The 19838-nt window shown below is 72.3% G+C and carries 17 protein-coding genes; 8 read left to right on the plus strand and 9 right to left on the minus strand.

Features of this window, described 5'->3' with window-relative positions; all coding sequences use genetic code 11:
* Positions 1-73: 73 nt before the first annotated feature.
* The 3 genes from ACZ7FF_RS18545 to ACZ7FF_RS18555 all read left to right on the plus strand — a co-directional run bounded on the left by ACZ7FF_RS18545 (position 74) and on the right by ACZ7FF_RS18555 (position 3536).
* On the plus strand, positions 74-1276 hold the full coding sequence (locus ACZ7FF_RS18545) for a hypothetical protein (protein WP_470813283.1): 1203 nt from the start codon (positions 74-76) through the stop codon (positions 1274-1276).
* Positions 1277-1486: 210 nt separating this feature from the next.
* On the plus strand, positions 1487-3172 hold the full coding sequence (gene ctaD / locus ACZ7FF_RS18550) for an aa3-type cytochrome oxidase subunit I (protein WP_470813284.1): 1686 nt from the start codon (positions 1487-1489) through the stop codon (positions 3170-3172).
* A gap of 19 nt (positions 3173-3191) precedes the next feature.
* Positions 3192-3536 carry a cytochrome C oxidase subunit I gene (locus tag ACZ7FF_RS18555; protein WP_470813285.1) on the plus strand — a complete coding sequence of 115 codons (345 nt, stop codon included), beginning with the start codon at positions 3192-3194 and terminating at the stop codon, positions 3534-3536.
* A gap of 54 nt (positions 3537-3590) precedes the next feature.
* On the opposite strand, the gene ACZ7FF_RS18560 is transcribed toward ACZ7FF_RS18555, so the two are convergent.
* The 3 genes from ACZ7FF_RS18560 to ACZ7FF_RS18570 form a co-directional block, all read right to left on the minus strand.
* Entirely contained in the window at positions 3591-4055 is a 465-nt protein-coding gene (locus ACZ7FF_RS18560; protein ID WP_470813286.1) for a hypothetical protein, read from the minus strand.
* Between the two features lie 84 nt (positions 4056-4139).
* Positions 4140-5150: a TIGR01777 family oxidoreductase gene (locus tag ACZ7FF_RS18565; protein WP_470813287.1), complete on the minus strand. Its 1011-nt coding sequence runs from the start codon at positions 5148-5150 to the stop codon at positions 4140-4142.
* Between the two features lie 160 nt (positions 5151-5310).
* Positions 5311-7491, minus strand: coding sequence for an MMPL family transporter (locus ACZ7FF_RS18570; protein WP_470813288.1), 2181 nt, complete (start codon positions 7489-7491; stop codon positions 5311-5313).
* A 275-nt stretch (positions 7492-7766) separates the two neighbouring features.
* Between ACZ7FF_RS18570 and ACZ7FF_RS18575 the strand changes: the two genes are divergently transcribed.
* The gene (locus ACZ7FF_RS18575; protein WP_470813289.1) at positions 7767-8357 is read left to right on the plus strand and encodes a TetR/AcrR family transcriptional regulator; all 591 of its coding nucleotides are present in this window, start codon (positions 7767-7769) and stop codon (positions 8355-8357) included.
* A 47-nt stretch (positions 8358-8404) separates the two neighbouring features.
* Complete coding sequence (locus tag ACZ7FF_RS18580) at positions 8405-9355, plus strand: DMT family transporter (RefSeq protein WP_470813395.1); 951 nt, start codon at positions 8405-8407, stop codon at positions 9353-9355.
* Positions 9356-9380: 25 nt separating this feature from the next.
* Here ACZ7FF_RS18580 and ACZ7FF_RS18585 read toward each other — a convergent pair whose 3' ends face one another.
* Together ACZ7FF_RS18585 and ACZ7FF_RS18590 are read right to left on the minus strand one after the other, a co-directional pair.
* Positions 9381-10241, minus strand: coding sequence for a class I SAM-dependent methyltransferase (locus ACZ7FF_RS18585; RefSeq protein ID WP_470813290.1), 861 nt, complete (start codon positions 10239-10241; stop codon positions 9381-9383).
* A gap of 157 nt (positions 10242-10398) precedes the next feature.
* Positions 10399-11064 carry a ScbR family autoregulator-binding transcription factor gene (locus ACZ7FF_RS18590; RefSeq protein ID WP_470813291.1) on the minus strand — a complete coding sequence of 222 codons (666 nt, stop codon included), beginning with the start codon at positions 11062-11064 and terminating at the stop codon, positions 10399-10401.
* Between the two features lie 239 nt (positions 11065-11303).
* On the opposite strand from ACZ7FF_RS18590, the gene ACZ7FF_RS18595 reads away from it, so the two are divergent.
* Positions 11304-12218, plus strand: a complete 915-nt coding sequence (locus ACZ7FF_RS18595; RefSeq protein ID WP_470813292.1) for a TIGR01777 family oxidoreductase — start codon at positions 11304-11306, stop codon at positions 12216-12218.
* 25 nt (positions 12219-12243) lie between these two features.
* Here ACZ7FF_RS18595 and ACZ7FF_RS18600 read toward each other — a convergent pair whose 3' ends face one another.
* The gene (locus tag ACZ7FF_RS18600) at positions 12244-13161 is read right to left on the minus strand and encodes a lamin tail domain-containing protein (protein ID WP_470813293.1); all 918 of its coding nucleotides are present in this window, start codon (positions 13159-13161) and stop codon (positions 12244-12246) included.
* Between the two features lie 252 nt (positions 13162-13413).
* Here ACZ7FF_RS18600 and ACZ7FF_RS18605 point away from each other — a divergent pair, with 252 nt between their 5' ends.
* Positions 13414-14283: a class II glutamine amidotransferase gene (locus ACZ7FF_RS18605; protein WP_470813294.1), complete on the plus strand. Its 870-nt coding sequence runs from the start codon at positions 13414-13416 to the stop codon at positions 14281-14283.
* A gap of 74 nt (positions 14284-14357) precedes the next feature.
* Complete coding sequence (locus tag ACZ7FF_RS18610; protein ID WP_470813295.1) at positions 14358-14591, plus strand: hypothetical protein; 234 nt, start codon at positions 14358-14360, stop codon at positions 14589-14591.
* A 105-nt stretch (positions 14592-14696) separates the two neighbouring features.
* On the opposite strand, the gene ACZ7FF_RS18615 is transcribed toward ACZ7FF_RS18610, so the two are convergent.
* The 3 genes from ACZ7FF_RS18615 to ACZ7FF_RS18625 form a co-directional block, all read right to left on the minus strand.
* Positions 14697-16403, minus strand: coding sequence for an LCP family protein (locus ACZ7FF_RS18615; protein WP_470813296.1), 1707 nt, complete (start codon positions 16401-16403; stop codon positions 14697-14699).
* A 292-nt stretch (positions 16404-16695) separates the two neighbouring features.
* Positions 16696-19374 carry a magnesium-translocating P-type ATPase gene (mgtA, locus tag ACZ7FF_RS18620; protein ID WP_470813297.1) on the minus strand — a complete coding sequence of 893 codons (2679 nt, stop codon included), beginning with the start codon at positions 19372-19374 and terminating at the stop codon, positions 16696-16698.
* On the minus strand, positions 19367-19729 hold the full coding sequence (locus tag ACZ7FF_RS18625; RefSeq protein ID WP_470813298.1) for an ArsR/SmtB family transcription factor: 363 nt from the start codon (positions 19727-19729) through the stop codon (positions 19367-19369). The genes mgtA and ACZ7FF_RS18625 overlap by 8 nt, the downstream gene beginning before the upstream one ends.
* Positions 19730-19838: the final 109 nt, after the last annotated feature.

Genomic DNA, 19838 nt, shown 5'->3' on the forward strand with positions numbered 1-19838 from the left:
ACGGCGGCCCGTCGGGTCCGGGAACCGGCGTGGCCCCATTGCGCCGGGGCGCGGGGGCGATCAAGGTCTGAGCGTGAGTACGTTCTCCCCGCAGCGTCGCGACTCCTCCGCCGACGAACGGCCCGGCGCGTCCGCCCCGAGCGGGCGTGGACGGTGGGGGTGCCCGCCCGGTGCCCTGCCGGCGCTCGCCCTCTTCGCGGCCGTACGGCTGACCGGGGTGGCCCTGGTCGTCCTGGTGGACCGTCTCAGCGGCCACTCGGCGCTCAAGGGCCTCGCTCACACCTGGGACTCGGTCTGGTACCTGCACATCGCGACCCACGGCTACGGCACCCGGCTCCACATCTCCCCGTCCGGAACCGTCCAGACGGACTGGGCGTTCTTCCCCCTGTACCCGGAACTCATCCGGGCCGCGACCGCGATCCTGCCCCTCCCCCCGGCCGAGGCCGCGCTGCTGATCGCCTGGAGCGCGACCGCGTCCGCCGCGCTCGGTGTGTACGCGATCGGCCACCACTTCCACGGCCGCGCGGTCGCCACCGCGTTGGTCGCCCTCTGGGCGGCGCTCCCCCACTCGATCGTCCTCACCCTCGCCTACACCGAGCCCCTGTGCGTCGCCCTCGCCGCCTGGTCCCTGTACGCCGTGGTCAGGGAACGCTGGCTCGCGGCCGGGGCACTGGCCGGCCTGGCGGGCCTGGCTCGGCCGAACGGCATCGCCGCCGCGGCGGCCGTGATCGGCGCCGCGGCCTGGGAGGCCGGGCGCCGACGCGGTCGCGTCTCCCCGAGCCTGTGGGCCGGCGTGTGCCTGGCCCCGCTGGGCTGGGCGGGCTATCTGCTGTGGGTGGGGCACCGCACCGGCGATCTGCTGCACGGCTACTTCCAGGTGCAGAGCGCATGGGAGTCGCGTTTCGACTTCGGCACCGGGACGCTGCACTTCCTGTGGTCGCTGCCGTACGACGACGGTGTCATCTACCCCGTCGCCCTGCTGACCGTGGCCGCGGGCATCCTGATGTTCTGTCTGCTGTGCGTGGACCGTGAGCCGTTGGTGCTGGTGATCTACACCGCGGCCCTGCTGCTGCCGGTCGTGGCGGTCTCGGGCCCCTTCGAGTCCAAACCTCGTTTCCTGCTCCCGGCCTTCCCGCTGCTCGTCCCGGCCGCCCGCGCCCTCGTACGCGAGTGGCACGCCAGACCCGCCAGGACCCGGACGGTGAGCCTGGTCCTCACCGGCGTGTCCCTGTGCTACGGCGCCTATCTGGCCACGTTCGCCAACCACTCCCCGTGAGTTGCCACCCGCGGGAGGACCGGCCCACGGCGACCGGCGACCCGGATCCGGGAGACACGCTCGACCGGACGCCCGATTGCTCCATTCGGGTGCGAGCTTCATGCGATCGGCCGTGTCTCGGCCGCTCCGGGCGTCGGCGTCACCTCCGCACCGCGAGGATGGCGGATGACTGACGTGGGCGAACCACAAGTGCCGGGAGAAATACGAGCTGTGAGCATTCTGAACGAGCCCAAGGGGCCGGCCGACACCTATGACAGCGAGTTGCCGCTCAGGCGCAAACAGCCCGGCAACGTCGTGGTGAAGTGGCTGACGACCACCGACCACAAGACGATCGGCACGCTGTACCTGGCGACGTCGTTCGCGTTCTTCCTGATCGGCGGCGTGATGGCCCTCATCATCCGGGCCGAGCTGGCCCGGCCCGGCCTGCAGATCATCTCCAAGGAGCAGTACAACCAGCTCTTCACCATGCACGGCACGATCATGCTGCTGATGTTCGCGACGCCGCTGTTCGCCGGCTTCACGAACTGGATCATGCCGCTGCAGATCGGCGCGCCCGACGTGGCCTTCCCGCGGTTGAACATGTTCGCCTACTGGCTGTACCTGTTCGGCTCGCTCGTCGCCGTGGCCGGCTTCCTGACGCCTGACGGCGCGGCCGACTTCGGCTGGTTCGCCTACTCCCCGCTGACCGACCTGGTCCACTCGCCGGGTCTGGGCAGCGACCTGTGGATCATGGGTCTGGCCTTCTCCGGTTTCGGCACCATCCTCGGCTCGGTCAACTTCATCACCACGATCATCTGCATGCGTGCCCCGGGCATGACCATGTTCCGCATGCCGATCTTCGTGTGGAACGTGCTGCTGACCGCGGTACTGGCCATCATGGTCTTCCCCGTGCTGGCGGCCGCGCTGTTCGCCCTGGAGGCGGACCGCAAGTTCGGTGCCCACGTGTTCGACGCCGCCAACGGCGGCGCACTGTTGTGGCAGCACCTCTTCTGGTTCTTCGGCCATCCGGAGGTGTACATCATCGCGCTGCCGTTCTTCGGCATCATCTCCGAAGTGATCCCGGTGTTCTCCCGCAAGCCGATGTTCGGCTACATGGGCCTGATCGCCGCGACCATCTCGATCGCCGGCCTGTCGGCGACGGTATGGGCCCACCACATGTACGTCACCGGCGGTGTGCTGCTGCCGTTCTTCGCCTTCATGACCTTCCTGATCGCGGTCCCGACCGGTGTGAAGTTCTTCAACTGGATCGGCACCATGTGGAAGGGCTCGCTGTCCTTCGAGACACCGATGCTCTGGGCGGCGGGCTTCCTCGTCACCTTCCTCTTCGGCGGTCTGACCGGTGTCATCCTGGCCTCGCCCCCGATGGACTTCCACGTCTCGGACTCGTACTTCGTGGTGGCCCACTTCCACTACGTCGTCTTCGGCACGGTCGTCTTCGCGATGTTCGCCGGGTTCCACTTCTGGTGGCCCAAGTGGACCGGCAAGATGCTGGACGAGCGCCTCGGGAAGATGACGTTCTGGACGCTGTTCATCGGCTTCCACACCACCTTCCTGGTGCAGCACTGGCTGGGCGCCGAGGGCATGCCGCGTCGTTACGCCGACTACCTGGCGGCCGACGGCTTCACCACCCTGAACACGGTGTCGAGCATCGGCTCGTTCCTGCTCGGCCTGTCGATGCTGCCGTTCCTGTACAACGTGTGGAAGACGGCCAGGTACGGCAAGCCGGTCGAGGTCGACGACCCGTGGGGCTACGGCCGCTCGCTGGAGTGGGCGACCTCCTGCCCGCCGCCGCGGCACAACTTCCTCACCCTGCCGCGGATCCGCAGCGAATCCCCGGCCTTCGACCTGCACCACCCCGACATCGCGATGGCCGAGGCCGAGGCCCACGGCGTGTGACGAACGACTGAGGACTGCGGTGAGCGAACCGACGAAACAGGGGGCCGGCGGGGGGCTCGCGAACGAGGTGGAGGGATACCTGCTGTGGCAGGCCCGGGTCGCCGAGGCCGAGCAGCGGGCACAGGAGTTCCTGCGGCCGATGGACTGGCTGACGACCGCACAGCGCGCGGAGATCGAGCAGCAGTACGTCGCGGACAGCCTGCGCCGCGCCCAGCAGGACCTGGAGCGCATCGCGGCCCGGTGCGTGTCCTTGCGTGCCGAGTACGAACAGCGCTACCGAGTGCTGAAGCGGCGCTGCGTGGGCCTGGCGGTGGCGGTCTGCGCCGGTTTCACCACCGCGGCCACCCTGTTGCTGATGCTCTGACGGGCGGCCGCCGTCCGGGCGCCCGCGCGTCCGTCCGGCGGCCCCCCGCGCGGCTCAGCAGGGCCGGTCCGAGGCGGCGATCATCCCGTAGGTGACCAGGCCGTACGCCAGGTGCGGGACCACGTCCGAGGTCCAGTCGACCGCCGACCAGGTGCGCGGGTCGCTGATGCCGAGGCCGGCCATCGGGACGTCGGTCAACGCCATCGCCAGGGCGCCGGTGCCCAGGCCGCCCAGCAACACGGGGACGCGGACGCCCGCCCGGTGGAAGAGTGCCACGACCACGCCCGTGCCCACACCGACGGCGATACCCGCCAGCGCCCCCAGGCCGGACAGCCGGTTGTCCCGCCCGTCCGAGTCCGGGACCGGGTGCCCGGCCTTCGTCGTGACCTGGTCCACCACGGCCTCGGGGGCGCCGCTCGCGGGCCGGGCACGCAGGGCCATGTCCAGGTACGACACGGCGTTCAGTGCGGTGGTGCCGGCCGCCCCGGCGGCGCAGCCGCGCGCGATGCTTCGGAACATGTCGTCTCGGGTCCCGTCATGAGCTCGGTCAGAGGAAACATATGAGCCCATTCATCCCCGATGTCCACATCGGGGAAACGGCCGTCAGCGGCGCAGTTCGGCACCTGCGCCGGCCGCGGCGCCCGCGCCGCGGCGGACCCGACCGGGGTCCGACCGGGACAGCCTGGCACGCCGGACGAGGTCCGCGGCGGCCCGCTCCCACTCGGGGTGGGCGAACTCGAAGCCCGCGGCACGGAGCCGGCCCGGCACGACCCGGCGGCTCTTGAGCAGCAGTTCCGTGTCCGAGCGCAGCGCGAACGCCCCCAGCTCCGCCATCCAGCGCGTGGCCGGCAGGCCGACCGGGACGCCCCGGGCCGCGCGCAGCGCGCGCATGAACTCCCGCTGCGGAAGCGGTCCGGGCGCGGCGAGGTTCACGGGCCCCTCGATGTCGTCCCGGGCGACGATGAACTCCACGGCCCGCACGAAGTCCTCGTCATGGATCCAGGAGACGTACTGCTCCCCGCCTGCGACCGGGCCGCCCAGGCCCAGGCGCACCAGCCACTGCAGGACGTCGAAGACCCCGCCCCGGTCCGGGCTCATGACCATCGCCGCGCGCAGGGCGACCTTCCGTGTGTGCGGTGTCCGCGCCTCGGTCTGCGCGCGTTCCCAGTTCCTGGCGATCTCGACGCTGTACGCCCAGTAGCCCGGCACCCCGGACTCCGAGCCGCCGAGCACCCCCGTCGCCTCGTCGTGCGGCGCGTCGTGGCGGTGGGCGTAGATCGTCGCGGTGCTCATCTGGAGCCAGACGCGCGGCGGTCGCGCGGCGGCGGCGATCGCCTCACCGACCACGCGCGCCGAGTCCACCCGCGAGTCCATCATGGCCCGCAGGTTCTCGGCGGTGTACCGACAGGAGACGCTGCGCCCGGCCAGGTTGACCACGACGTCGCAGCCGTCGAGAGCCTCGGCCCAGCGGCCGAGCGTGACCCCGTCCCAGCCGACGTCGCGCGCCCGCACCGGCCGCCTGGTCAGTACCGCCACCTCGTGGCCGGCCGCCGTCAGCGCCCGGTCCAGGACCGTACCCACCTGTCCGGTCCCCCCGGCCAGCACAACCCTCATCGAGCCCCCTCGGCTTCGGCTGACCCCCAGCCTACCCCCATAATTGAACACGTTCAAAACGTGGTCCACGACCGAGAGAGCACCGTCGAAACCCTTCGCCGTGAAAGACGAAGGGCCCCACCGGGCCTCTCGGCTCGGTGGGGCCCCGCTGGCGGTGGCGTCAGCCGCGGTGTCCGGCCGGGTCGTGGGTGGTCGTGTCGGTGTTCTCGGCGCCCGCGAGCGAGTCGGCCGCCGTGGCGGTGGGCGCCTCTTCCGCCCGGTCGCCGTGTCCCGGCCACCACGCCGCGTGGCCGATGAGCGCGGTGAGGCTCGGCGTGAAGAACATCGCCATGACGAAGGCGGCGACGGCGATACCGAAGGAGACCGCGAAGCCCATCTCCGTCAGCAGCGAGTTGCCCGCCAGCATCATCGTGGCGAAGGTCGCCGCCAGGATGAAGCCGGCCGCGGCCACGGTCGGCCCGGCATGCCTCAGCGCCATGCCCGCCGCCTCGCGCGGTTCGCGGCCCTCACGCGCCTCCTCCCGGAGCCGGGCGATCATGAGGATGTTGTAGTCGGTTCCGATGGCGACCACGAACAGGTACATGATCACCGGGAGCATGAACATCAGGCCGGAGTGCCCCTCCCCCTTCTGGAAGATCCACACGGTCGCGCCGAGGGTGGCACCGAAGCCGAGCCCCACCGAGGCCATCAGGTACCAGGGGGCGACCACACTGCGCAGCAGCAGCCCCAGGATGACCATGATGAGGAGGGCGGCGACGGGGAAGACCGTGCGGTAGTCGTGGTTGACCGCGGTGTCGATGTCCTTGTAGATCGAGGACATGCCGCCGACCAGGGCGTCGGTGCCATTGGGGGCGCCCGAGTGCGCGGCGTCGCGCACCCGCTGCACCGTGTCGATCGCCTTGTCCGTCGACGCCTCGTACTTGAGCGTGACGGTGAAGTCGGCGGTAGTGCCGTCCTTGTTGAGCTGGGTCATACGGGCGTTGGCGACGCCGTCCACGGCGCCGAGCTTCTTCGTGTACGCGTCGAAGCCGGCCTTGTCCAGCGGCTTGCCGTCCGTGCTGGAGAGGTAGACGTCGGTGGGTGCGGCGGCGCCCGCCGAGTACGCCTGCTGCATCCGGTCCTGCACGACCATGGACTCCTTGGTCTTGGGCATCGAGCCCGAGGCCAGGTCGAACGTGGCGTGGTAGCCGAGCGTGCCGAGCGACAGCGCGACCAGGACCAGGCCGGACGCCACGGCGGTCAGCGCCGGCCGGCGCTGAACGGCACGGCCGAGGGCGGCGAACCGGGCGTTCTGCGGCTCCCGCTGCCAGGACTTGGAGGGCCAGAAGACCTTCGGGCCGATCAGGGAGACCACGGCCGGGATCAGGGTCAGGCCCGCGACGAGGGTCGCGGCGACCGCGATGGCGAGCGCCGGACCCATCTGCTTGAGGAAGCCGAGCGTGGACAGCACCAGCGCGAGGAAGGCGATGATGACCGCTCCGGCGGCCGAGGCGATGGCCTCGCCGACCCGGCCGACCGCGTTGATCATGGCCTGCTTGGGCTCGTCACCGGCGCGCAGGCGTTCGCGGTAGCGGAACATCAGGAACAGGAAGTAGTCCGTGCCCACGCCGAAGAGCACGACGATCAGTATCGACGAGATCGAACTGTTGGCCTGGAGGTCGAACAGCTTGGTGGCATAGGCGATCAGCCCGTTGGCGATGGCGGACACGACACCGATCAGGACCAGCGGCAGCAGGGCCAGTATCGGCGCCCGGAAGATGATCAGCAGGGTCACCAGGATGATGCCGAAGGTGCCGACGCCGATCAGCGTCTGTCCGCGCTTGGACGAGTCCTGCTGGTCGAGGGCCTGCGCGGCGGAGCCGCCGAGCCTGACGTCGAGATGGGTGCCCTTGGCCAGTTGCTTGATGTCGGCACGCAACACCTTGGCCGCGTCGGACTGTTTGGGCTGGCCGGCGTTCTTGCTGTCCATCTGGACCAGGGTCAGGTCGTACTTGCCGTCCTTGGACGGCAGGCCGGGGACCACCTTCTGCACCTGGTCGATGTGCTTCTTGCCCAGTTCGGTGGTGATCCGGGCGACGTCCTGCTTGTCGGCGGCGGTCAGACTGCCGCCGTCGGTGCGCTGGTAGAGCGCGATCGCGGACGGCGTGAAGGCGCTGGGGAACGCCTTCTCCTGGAGACTCGCCGCCTTGATGGACTCGTAGCTCTTGGGCAGGAAACTGCTCTCGTCGCTGTTCGAGGGCAGGCCCGGTGCGGTGGCGACGATCGCCACCGCTGCAATCAGCCATGCCACGATCGTCCAGACGGGATGCCGGACGACAGCAGTGCCTATACGTCGGAACATGCGGGGGGTCCTCCTGGGCAGGAAGATCACCGCAGCCCGGGGAGCGGTCCCTGGCATCGGCGACCCCGACCGGCCCGCACCAACGAGCCGGTCGATTGGTTGTCTTGGGATCACATGGTAGTGACCGGCGCCAAGTTCCGTTCACCGGACGCCCTTTCATACATACCGCGACACAAGCGGATCACGCCCCTCCGGAAAAATGCCGCCTCGCGCTTGCCCGGCCGGACGTCTGGCCCCAAAGTTAGGTAGACCGACCTACCTAATCAGTGAGTGTGATGAGCGAGGACAGCGGAAAGCGACGGCGGCCGGCCCGTGACCGCCTGCTGGCGGCCGCGGCGCGGCGCTTCTACGCCGACGGCGTGGCGGCGACCGGCATCGACACGATCACGGCCGACGCCGGCGTGGCGAAGATGAGCCTGTACAACAACTTCTCCTCCAAGTCCGACCTGGTCAGGGCCTACCTCGACGCCCGGCACGAGGAGTGGCTGGCGCTCTACAGAGCGCGCCTGGAGCGGGCCCAGGGGCCGCGAGAGGGCGTTCTGGCGATCTTCGACGCCTACGCCGATCACGCCGAGGCCGCCTATGAGCACGGCTTTCGCGGATGCGGCCTGCTGAACGCGGCCGCCGAGCTGCCCGCCGGGGACGAGGGCCGTGCGGTGGTGCGCCGCCACAAGGAGGACGTCGAAGGGCTGCTGTCCGGTCATCTCGGGGAGCTGCTGCCCGGCCGGACCGGCGAGGCGCGCGCCACGGCGGAGCACCTGGCGTTCCTGCTGGAGGGCGCCATGGCGCGTGCCGGCCTGGAGGGCGACGGCACCCGGCTGCTGCGTGCCCGCGCGATGGCCGCGGACCTGCTGGACCGGCTGTGAGGCGGCCGGGATCCGGCGGCCGGCCGGTGGGCGCCGGAGCGCTGTGCGTGCTGGCCGCGTCGGTGCTGTGGGGCACCACGGGGACCGCGGCGACCCTCGCCCCCTCCGTGGGGCCGCTGGCCATCGGGGCCGTCGCCATGGGGGTGGGCGGGCTGCTCCAGGCACTGGTCGCCGCGCCGCGGCTCGCCGGGCAGGGGCGGCGGTTGCGGGCCCAGCGCGGCCTGGTGCTGCTGGGCGCGCTCGCGGTGGCGGTCTGCCCCCTGGCCTTCTACACCTCCATGCGCCTGGCCGGTGTCGCCGTGGGCACGGTGGTGTCGATCGGCACGGCCCCCCTGGCGTCGGCCCTCGTCGAACGCCTCGTGGACCGGCGCCGTCTGTCCCGCCGTTGGACGCTCGGCGCGGCGCTGGGCCTGCTGGGCACGGTGCTGCTGTGCGTGGCCGAGGCGACGGGTGCCGGGAGCGGCCGCGGGGGGATGTCCGCGGGGGCCACCGTGCTCGGCGTCGGCCTAGGCCTGATCGCCGCCACGGCCTACGCCCTCTACTCCTGGGCGGCCCACCGGCTGATCACCCGGGGCGTCCCCTCCCGTGCGGCGATGGGTGCCGTCTTCGGTCTCGGCGGGGTGCTGCTGCTGCCCGTTCTGCTGGCCACGGGGGCTCCGCTGGTCCACTCGTGGTCCAACGCGGCCGTCGGCGCCTACATGGCCCTCGTACCGATGCTCACCGGTTACGTCCTGTTCGGCTGGGGCCTGGCGCATGTGCCCGCCAGCACGGCGACGACCCTCTCCCTGCTCGAACCCGCCGTGGCCGCCGTGCTGGCCGTCCTGGTCGTCGGCGAGCGCCTCCCCGCCACCGGCTGGCTCGGCATCACCCTCGTCGTCGGCTGTCTTGCCGTCCTCACGGCGCCCGGCCGCCCGCTCCGGCCCCGGCGCGAGAGCAGGGAGGCGGACGGAGGCGCCGCCCGGCGCGCCGCCGCCCCGCTCGGCGTCCCTCCGGAATGAGGGCGGGCGGGTCCCGGGCGGGACGTCACGGCGCGCCGTCCGCCGGCGTGGGCCGTGTGCGCCAGACGAACACCTCGGTGCTGGGGGCCCGTTCGGAGAAACGGCCCTCCGGGGAGGTCCCGTCGAGCAGCCGGCGCAGGTCCGCCTCGAAGGCCTCGAGCCGGGGCCCGAAGAGATGGGGCGCCGAGGACGACAGCGAGAACACCCAGGCGACCACGTCCGCGGTGGTGCGCTCGAGCGCCTGTCCGCCGGGGACGACGTGCCTTTCGAGGCCCAGGAATCCGGCGCGCGCGAGCACGGCCGCCTCGCCCCCGGGTGTTCCGTGCGGCAGCAGGCCGCGGCCCGCGCGGCGGACGGGCCCGAGGTAGCCCCTGACCAGGTCGTGGATGTCCCCGTAGGGCACGGCGGGATACGGCAGTCCCTCGGCCGTCCGTGACTCGGCCTTCAGATCGGAGAGGTGGACCAGCGCTCCGCCCGGGCGGAGCATGTCGCGGACGGTCCGCGCCACCCGGTCACGGTCCATCCAGTGGAAGGACTGGGCGAACACGGCCACCGTGAAGGTACCGAGACCGGCGGGGAGTTGTTCGGCGCGGATCCGCACCCAGCGCGTCCGGTCGCCCACCCCTGCGGCCCTTGCCCGGTGCCCGGCCCCGGCGATCATCCCGGGATCCGGGTCGACGCCGACGGCCTCACGGAACAGCGGGGCCAGCGGTACGGTGACGGTGCCCGGTCCGCAGCCCACATCGAGGAGACGCCCCCGGCCGTCGGCCGCCAGCACCTCGCCCAGCAGTCGTACCAGGCCGGGCGCGTACGGCAGTCTGCCCTGCTCGTAATGGGCGGCCGCTCCCGCGAACAGGGTCTCGTCCCACTCCCAGCCGTCGGTCACAGCGGTCTCCACTCGTCGCGCACGGGTGTGGCCGGTCCGGCCCTCATGACGATTCCACGGCCGGGGCCGGAACCGTCCGTGCGAGCGGCCCCGAGAAACCGACTCTGCGGTTTCGTACGGGCGACATGCGACGACCGTACGGAGGAGTGTCAGACCGTCAGCCGCGGGCGCCCGCGAGGGCGGCCGGCGGTTGCCGCCGCGCCTCGGCGATCACCCTCGCGCCGCGGTCCGCGGCGGTGTCGAGGCGGACCAGGACGGCGGGAGCGGCGATCGCGGGGAGCAGGTGGTTGAAGAGTGCCGACATGCGGTCGTGCAGGTCGGACCAGTCGGCGACGGCCTGCGAGACGAACTGCACCCCGATCCACGCGCCGAGGAAGACCTGCGCGGTCTCCTGCGGCACCACGTGCGGCAGCACCTCACCCCTGCCCTTGGCCTCCGTCAGCAGGGACGCGGTGAGTTCGGCCCAGGCCGGCCAGGCGCTGCCGAAGACGTCCCGCCCCTGGAGGTCGGCCGCCAGCCGTACACCGGCGAGCAGCAGCGGCTCGCGGGGCAGCCGCTCGGCCAGGGTCATGCCCGCGTCCACCCATTCCTGCAGCTTGAGTTCGCGGGGGACGTGGTACTCGTCCGATATCTGTTCCCGCAGCACACCCTGGGCGAGGGCCGCCTTGGAGTCGAAGTGGAAGTACAGGGCACCCTTGGTCACACCGGCACGGTTGAGGATCTCGGCGATGGTGGCCGCGGCGTACCCGCGCTCGGCGAAGACCGCCGCGGCGGCCTCCAGAACAGCACGTCGGGTCCGGACAGCTCGCTCCTGCTGAGCCATGGACCCTCCTCAAGCTGAAAATTAAACCAAACAGGTTTTACCTTACCCCACGGCACTTCAACGAAAGGGAGTCAGCGGGCGGTTGCCCGGACTGGCACATGCGGCTGACATGCGCTGGAACGCGCGGCCCCGGCACGTCGGTGATCGACGGCCGAGGCGGCGCGTGTATCTTAAGGATCGATGATTCAAGTTTGAATCACAGGGTCAGCAGCCCCACCTCGCCCCCTCGGGAGGACGCCATGCGCGTCGCGATCACCGGGTCCCACGGACTCATCGGCTCCGCCCTCACCCGCTCGCTCCTGACGGACGGTCACCAGGTCGTCCGCCTCGTCCGCGGCGGCTCGGGCGGCACCGCGGACGACGGCAGCGAGTCCGCGCAGTGGGACCCGGCGGCGGGCCGGGTCCAGCCCGGAGCGCTGGACGGTGCCGACGCCGTCGTGCACCTGGCCGGTGCGGGCGTCGGCGACAAAAGGTGGACCGACGCCTACAAACGCGAGATCCACGACAGCCGCGTGCACGGCACGCGGACCATCGCGCGGGCCTGCGCGGGCTCTTCCGTCCCGCCGCGCGTGCTGGTGTCGGCGTCCGCGACGGGTTACTACGGCGACACCGGCGACCGGAAGGTCGACGAGGGCGGGCCGGCGGGCACCGACTTCCTGGCCACCGTCTGCGTCGACTGGGAGGCCGCCGCCGAACCGGCCCGGGATGCGGGCATCCGGGTGGTGCATCCCCGCACCGGCCTGGTGGTCTCCGCCAAAGGCGGCGCCTTCGGGCGCCTCCTCCCGCTGTTCCGTCTCGGCCTGGGCGGCCGGCTCGGCTCCGGTGACCAGTACTGGCCGTTCATCTCGCTGACCGACCACATCGCGGCCCTGCGCTTCGCCATCGACACCGCGGAACTCGCCGGTCCCGTCAACCTCACCGCCCCCGAGCCGGAGACGAACCGCGCGGTGACACAGGCGATGAGCCGGGCCCTGCACCGCCCGGCTCTCGCCACCGTCCCCGAATTCGCCCTGCGCGCGGCGCTCGGCGAGTTCGCCTCGGGCATCACGTGCAGCGCCCGCGTCGTCCCGGCGGCCCTGCTGAAGGCGGGCTTCGGCTTCCGCCACCCCACGTTCGAGCAGGCGCTGGACTCGGTGCTCCGAAGCGCCGACTGAGCCCCGTACCGACCCGGTCGACGGGTCAGCGGCCGTGACCCCCACGGTGCGCCTGACCGGCGGGGTCGAGCTGCTGACCACCGACGGCGTGCTCTTGACCGCTGCCGCGACGCTGCTGGCCGTCGGTCCGGTGCTCCTGCCCGCCGATACCGTGCTGCTGCCCGCCGCCGCGCTGGTCCTGGGCGCCGACGGCGTGCTCCTGGCCTGCGCCGCGATGCTGCTGGCCGTCGGTCCGGTGCTCCTGGCCGCCAGCGCCGTGCTGTTGGCCGCTACTCCGGTGCGTCTGCCCGCCGATACCGTGCTGCTGACCGCCGACGCGGTGGTCCTGGCCGCCGACGCGGTGGTCCTGGCCGCCGACGCCGTGCTGCTGGCCACCGATGCCGTGTTGCTGGCCGTCTGGGCGGTGCTGTCGGTCGACGTTGTGGTGCTCCTGGGGTGCCGCGCGGTGGATGCCGTCGTGGTTCGCCTCGTGCCGCGTGCCCGTGGTGCGCGGGCCGCTCCAGGAGACGTCGTCCACGAGGCGGCCGCGGTCGTCGCGCAGCCGCGCGGTGTCCCCCTGCCGCCGGACGAGGCCGCGCCGGTCCTGGTACAGGTCGGACCTGGTGTCGCGGCCTACGCCGGTGTGGACGCGGACCGCGCCCCGGGCGGCGAGCGCGTAGTGGTGGAACGTGTACGTGCGCCCGGCGGCGTCGGACAGCGTCCAGCCGCTCAGGTTCACCGGCCGGCGCGACGCGTTGGTGATGTCCACCCACTGGCTGTCCGGCGAGCGCCCGGACCGGCCCGCGGAGTCGTAGCGCACACCGCTGATGTACACCACGCCGTGCGGACGGCCCGAACGGTGGCCGGCGGCCGTGGCCGGCAGCGCCGTCGCCCCCGCGAGCGCCACCGCGACGGCGGTGGCGGCGGTCAGCCGGCGGACGGACGGGGAAACGGAAACGGACACGGATGTCCCCCTTCGCAGGGTGCGAGCATGCCTGGCGGGGCGGGCCTGACCGCAGGTCACCAGACGTGCGTGGCACCGGTGGTGGCGGCCGGGCGGCCGCGCGTCCACACTCTGCTGCGGGGTACCGGGAGTTCATGGCCTGACACGGGACGCATTGCGGTTCCATCAGATTCCCATGACCCTTGCCTGTATCGTCCCTTTACCAGTGGAATGCACCAGGTTGACGCCCTGTCGGTGACGAAGGAGTAAGCCGTGTGCCGCCTTTTCGGCCTGACCAGCTCGCCCCAGCGCACGCATGCCACGTTCTGGCTGCTCGACGCGCCCGACAGCCTCAGCACGCAGAGTCATCGTGAGCCCGACGGCACCGGACTCGGGTTCTTCGCGGCCGACGGCAGGCCCGAGGTGCACAAGGCGCCGATCGCCGCCTACGAGGACCGCGCCTTCGCCCAGGAGGCCCGCGAGGTCGAGTCGGCCACCTTCCTCGCGCACATCCGCTACGCCTCGACCGGCGGTCTGGACGTGCGCAACACCCACCCCTTCGAGCAGCAGGGACGGCTGCTCGCGCACAACGGCGTGATCGAGGGACTCGACCGGCTCGACAGCCACCTGGGCGACGACCGCGCACTCGTGCACGGCGACACCGACTCCGAGCGGTTCTTCGCCCTCGTCACACGGGAGACGGCCGCACGCGGCGGAGACGTGTCCGAGGGGCTCGTGGCCGCGGCGCGCTGGGTCGCGGAGAACCTCCCCCTCTACGCCCTCAACATCATCCTCGTCACCGACGACGAGCTGTGGGCGCTGCGCTATCCCGCCACGCACGAGCTGTACGTCCTGGAGCGGCCCGCGGGCGGCCACCACGGGTCGCGCCATCTCGACCACACCGGCCGCCACGGGCGGCTGCGCGTCCACTCGGCGGCTCTCGCCGACGTCCCCTCCGTCGTCGTGGCGAGCGAGCCCATGGACGAGAACCCGCACTGGCGCCTCATGCAACCGGGCGAACTGCTGCACGTCGACCGCACCCTGGACGCCGTGTCCCGGATCGCCCTGCCCGATCCACCGGCCCACCCCCTGACCCTGGACGACCTGCGCCCCGAGGCCGTCGCCTCGCAGCGGCCCGTCTAGGGACCGGCTCGGGTCGGGGTCGCCGGTGACCCGGCTCACTCTTCGGAGAGTTGCGCAACCCTTAAACTGTCGCCGTGGAGACGACCGAGGTGACGGGCTGGGAGAACGCGGTGCTCGATGGCGGGCCCGCCGACGGACTGCGCATGAAGGTCACCGACCGGCCCCGGGTGATCCAGGTGACGTACCCCTGCCAGGTGGAGGCGGAGTCTCCCGGCGGGGTGCGTGCGGAGGCGGTGTTCCTCTACCGCCGCGACTACACGGTGACCAGCGAGCCCCTGCGCTACGGCTTCGACATCGCCAGCCCCTGACCGGTGCGGTGCGGCCGGGAGCGGCTCGGCCGCCCCGGCTCCACACACCCCCAGCCTCGGGCGCCCCGGCATCAGGCGCCCCCGGCCCCGGGCATCAACTCGTTCTCAGGAGTCGGAGTCCGGCTTGCCCCGCGCCGCCGCGTAGGCCTGGGCCGGGGTCATGGGCACGCCGTTCAGGCTGACCGTCTTGTAGGGGCTGACCTTGGCGCATGCCTTGGCCTGGTCGGCGGTGGAGGCGTGCGCGTTGGAGACCGCGGCCCGGGTGTCGGCCGACGCCGGTGAGGACGTACCGCCCGGGTAGCTGGTGCCGCTCGTCCAGTCGCTGCCGATGACCAGGGTCAGGCCGGTACCGGTGCCCTGCCGCAGATGCGCACCGGACAGACCGAGCGCCTTGGCCACCGTCTGTGCCTCGGCCTTCTGGCCGGTGCCGTAGGTGAGCGTGGTGGTGGCCGCCGCGCTCGGGGCGTTGGCCGTGGTCGTCCCGGGGCCGAAGCCCTGGCCGGTGAGCGCGTTCGCGATGGCGGAGGCGCGGCCGGTGACGGTCGTGCCGTTCTCGACCGTCACCGCGATCTGGGAGGCGGGCACGGCCGGCGTGGTGGGCTTGGAGGTCGCCGAGGCCGCGGCGGACTTCTTCCCGGCCCCGGTGGTCAGGGACTGGTCGTTGGCGATGGTGGAGAACAGGGTCTTGGCGCCCTCGCCCACCACCACGCGGTTGTGGTTCGCCGGGTCGGCGCCCGTCTGCATCGTCGTGAAGGTGATCCGCTTGGTGGGCACCTTGTTCACGTCCGAGGCGAGCGACACCAGCTTGCTGACGCTGCCGAGGCCGTCGTCCACGGTCAGCGCCTTGGTGGCGGCGTCCGCGAGGCCGTAGACGGCGCTGGGGTCGGTGAGCGTGCCCGCGCTCTTGAACTTGCGGATCATCGCGCTGAGGAAGATGTGCTGCGAGATCGTACGGCCCAGGTCACTGCCGTCGCCGAAGCCGTGCCGGGAGCGGACGAACTCCAGGGCCGCGACGCCCTTGAGAGTGTGATCGCCCTTGGACAGCTTCAGGTGGGAGTAGGTGTCGTACACGTTGTCGCTGACGCACACGTTGACGCCGCCGACCGCGTCCGACATCTTCACGACGCCCGAGAAGTCGAGCTTGATGAAGTGGTCGATGGGGATGCCGGTGAGCTGGTGGACGGTCGCCACCTGACAGGCGGGGCCGTACTGGAGCGCGCTGTTGATCTGGCCGTAGTAGCCGGACGTGGACTGGCCGTTCTGGCTGTCCTTGCACGCGGGGACCTGGGTCATGGTGTCTCGCGGGATGCTCATCACGGTGGCGTTGGAGCGGTCCGCGGATATGTGCACCACCATCTGCACGTCGGCGTTGCTGCCGGTCTGCACCCCGGTCTTCGAACAGCCGCCGCCGAGCGCGCAGTCGGCCTTGCTGGTCCGGCCGTCCGAGCCCATGACGAGGATGTTGATCGGGGTGCGGCCGAAGGCGTCCGCCTTCTCCGTGCCGCCCTTGCCGTCGAGCGAGAGGCTGTGGATGTTGCCGTTCAGGTGCTCGTAGAACCACCAGCCGGCGCCCGCGGTGACCACGATGGCCGTGGACACGGATATGCCCAGGATCTTCAGCACCCGCCTGCCCCGCGAGACCGGACGGGCGCGGCGCGCTCCCCGGCCGCCGCGCGAGCGCGAGGCCGCCCGGGCAGCTGCCCGGCCGCCCGGAAGGCGTGCCCCGTCGGACTCGGCCGTGCGCTGTCCCGGCACCCGGTCACCGTGCCTGCGCGTGGCCTGTCCTACCGGCCCGTCCCACGGGTCGCTCATCTCCCACTCCCATGAACGGTCGGGCCCGTCACGCCGGGCCGTCGACGGTACGGCCAGGCACGCGCGCGGCGGTGTACGAGAAGGTGAAGCGGCCGCCCCACCTTTGTTGCGTAGTTGCGCAATCTAACAAACCTGGGGCCTCAGCAGCACGAATGCTCACCACATTCACAGTGAGGCATCTCATGGCCGCCGTGCCCAGGGAGGTGGAACGGCAGCCGGAGTCTACGCGCCCCTCCTGTGAGCGCTGTGTTCGGGCTTCCCCCTGTGAGTACGGCGGGCGGGCCGCTCCTTCTCAACGGCCCTCCTCCCGGGCGCCGCCGCCGCGCGCATACCGGGCCCCGGCCGCGAGCAGGCCCGCGGCGTAGAGGGCCAGCACGGCGGCCAGGAGCGTGTAGTACATGACCGGAAGGGCGGTCAGGCCGAGGGGGCGGCCCAGCGGTGAGGAGGGCAGGACCAGGCCGACGCCGGCCAGGGCTACCGCGGCCCAGGCGACCGGGCCGGGACGCCGGCGGACGCCTGCGCCGCGGCGGCCGGCCCGCAGCAACAGCATCACCAGGGCCTGGGTGAGCAGGTTCTCGGTGAACCAGCCGGAGTGGAACATCGCCTCGTCGTCCCCGGTGCCCGGCCCGTGCACGGCGAGTGCGAGGACGCCGAAGGTGGCGAGGTCGGCCACGGCGTTCAGCACCCCGAACCCGGTGATGAAGCGCAGCAGGTCGCGCGGGCGCAGCGCGGCGGGCCTGCGCAGCACCGCGGGGCCCGGCCGGTCGTGGGCGAAGGCGAGCTGGGCGGCGTCGAAGCACAGGTTCTGGGTGAGGACCTGGGCGGGGAGCATCGGCAGGAAGGGCAGCAGGAGGCCCGCGGAGAGCATCGCGATCACGTTGCCGAGGTTGGAGGACAGCGTGATGCGCAGATACGTGGCGATGTTGTCGCTCGCGTGCCGGCCCGTGCCCGCGGCGTGCGCGACACCGGTGAGGTCCTTGCGGGCGAGCACCAGGTCGGCGGCCTCACGCGCCACGTCGGCGGCGTCACGCGGGGCGATCCCGACGTCGGCGGCGCGCAGGGCGGGCAGGTCGTTGACGCCGTCGCCGAGGAAGCCGACCGTGTGCCCGCCCGCCCGCAGGGCCTGGACGATCCGCGCCTTGTGCTCCGGGGTGCAGCGCGCGAAGACGGTCGTACGGCGGGCCCGCGCGGCCAGGTCGGCGTCGTTGAGCGTGTCGATGCGGTCCGCGTCGAGCACGCCGTCCTCGGGGACGGGGATGCCCAGATCTCGGCAGGCCCGGACGGCGGTGCCGGGGTGGTCGCCGGTGAGGATCCGTACGGTGACCGCGCGGTCGGCGAGGACGCCGAGCGCGTCGGCGGCGGTGGGCGCGAGCGAGTCCCGCAGGGTGAGCAGTCCGCGGAAGGTGAGCCCGCGCACGTCGGCCGGGGTGTACGGGCGCCTGCGGGCGGGGCGTTCGGCGGTGGCGACGGCCAGCACGCGCAGGCCGTCGTCGGCGGTGCGGGTGGCGTGTGCGAGCAGCCGCCCGCGCTCCTCGTCATCGAGCGCGCAGCGCTCCAGGACGGTCTGGACGTCTCCCTTCACCACCAGGGTGTGCTCACCGAGGCGGCCGGGGGTGCGGACGACGGCGGTGGCGAGGCGGCGGACCGGATCGAAGGGGAGGGCCGCCACGCCGTCGTGGGCCAGGAGCACCTCCTCGTCGGCCGCGTCCAGGATCGCCTCGTCGAGGGCGTCGGGTTCGGGCAGGTCGGCGAGCTGCAGGGTCCACCACGCGTTGACGGCGGCCCAGCGCAGCACCTCGGGGTCGTCGCCCCGGCCGTCCGGGCCGAGGGCGCGGTCGACCACGGGCCGGTCCTGCGTGAGCGTGCCGGTCTTGTCCAGGCAGAGCACGTCGACCGCGCCGATGTCGTGCAGCGCGGGCAGCCGTCTGACGATCACCCCGTGGGTACGGGCCAGCAGCACGGCCCCTCGGGCCAGGCAGGTGGTGACGAGGACCGGCAGCATCTCCGGGGTCATGCCGACCGCCACCGCGACGGCGAACGGCAGCGTCCCGAGCCCTCGGCCGCGCACCGCGGCGTTCGCCATCAGCACCAGGGGCGGGGTCAGCAGCATGAACCGGATCAGTATCCAGGAGACGCCCCGGACGGAACGGTCGAACGCGCTCGGTCCCCGCCGTTCGGCCGTGCGGCCGTGCGCGGCGGCGAACCGGGTCCGGGCGCCGGTCGCGGTGACGACCGCGGTGGCGCTGCCGGACGCGACGCTGCTGCCCTGGAAGCAGTCCTGCGCCCGCCCGAACAGGCCGTCGCCCGGCCCGTGCGCGAGGTCGTCGGCGCTCTTGGCGACGGGGACCGACTCCCCGGTCAGCGCCGCCTGGTGCACCGTCAGGCCGCTCGTGCGCAGCAGTCGTACGTCCGCCGGCACCAGGTCGCCCGGGCCGAGCCGGACCACGTCTCCCGGGACCAGCTCGGCCACCGGCAGTTCACGGGCGGCGGGCGCCTCGCCTTCCTCGGCGCGGCGCAGGACGGTGGCGGTGGTGGCCACGAGTTCGCGCAGGGCCGCCGTGGACCGGTCGGCCCGGTGCTCACCGGTCGCCCGCAGCACACAGCTCACCGCGACCAGGAGGAGGATCACCGAGGCGGTCCCCCAGGCGGACACTACGGCCGACACCAGGCCGAGGCACAGCAGGACGGCGGTGAACGGGTCCCGCAGGCTGCGGAGGAACAGCCGCGGCCAGGTGGCCTCCCTGCGGGCCGGCAGCACGTTCGCGCCCCACCGGGCCAGCCGCTCCTCGGCCTCCGCCTCCGTCAGACCGCGCGGGCCGGCGCCCAGTTCGCGCAGGACCTCCAGCGCGGTGGGCGCGGCGCGCTCCGGCCGGTGGCGGGTGCCGTTCGGCCGGTCGGCGCCGGGCGCGGCGGGACCGCCGGGGCCGGGCGTCCGTGCGTCCGGGTCCGGGGGTGCGGTGCTCTCAGCCACCGATCCCGCGCATATGGGGTATCGGGGCGGTGGCGTGCTGCGTACGCGCCGTCAGCTGACCCACCATCACGCGCACAAGGGTGACGACGTCCGGGTCGTCGATGTAGTAGATCTGCCGCCGGCCCTCACGGCGGGAGCGGACGAGGCCCGCGAGCTTCAGCTTGGCGAGGTGCTGGCTGACGGCGGGCAGCGCGCCGCCCACCCGGTCGGCGAGGTGCGTGACATCGCTCTCGCCCTGCGACAGGGCCCACATGAGGTGCAGCCGGGCGGAGGACGCGAGCAGCCCGAACGCGGCGGCGGCCGCCGCCAGCACCTCGGCGGGCGGATCGTCGAAGCCCCCGGCGTTCTCCGTCACTGTCCGCTCCCGTCCCACCCTCGTCACCGCCGACGCACATGCGCCCACCCAGTGTAGGCGGCGGGTTGCGGCGGCCGTACCCGGCCACCGCAACCCGCCGCACGACCGG

This window comes from Streptomyces sp. NPDC037126, assembly GCF_055605965.1.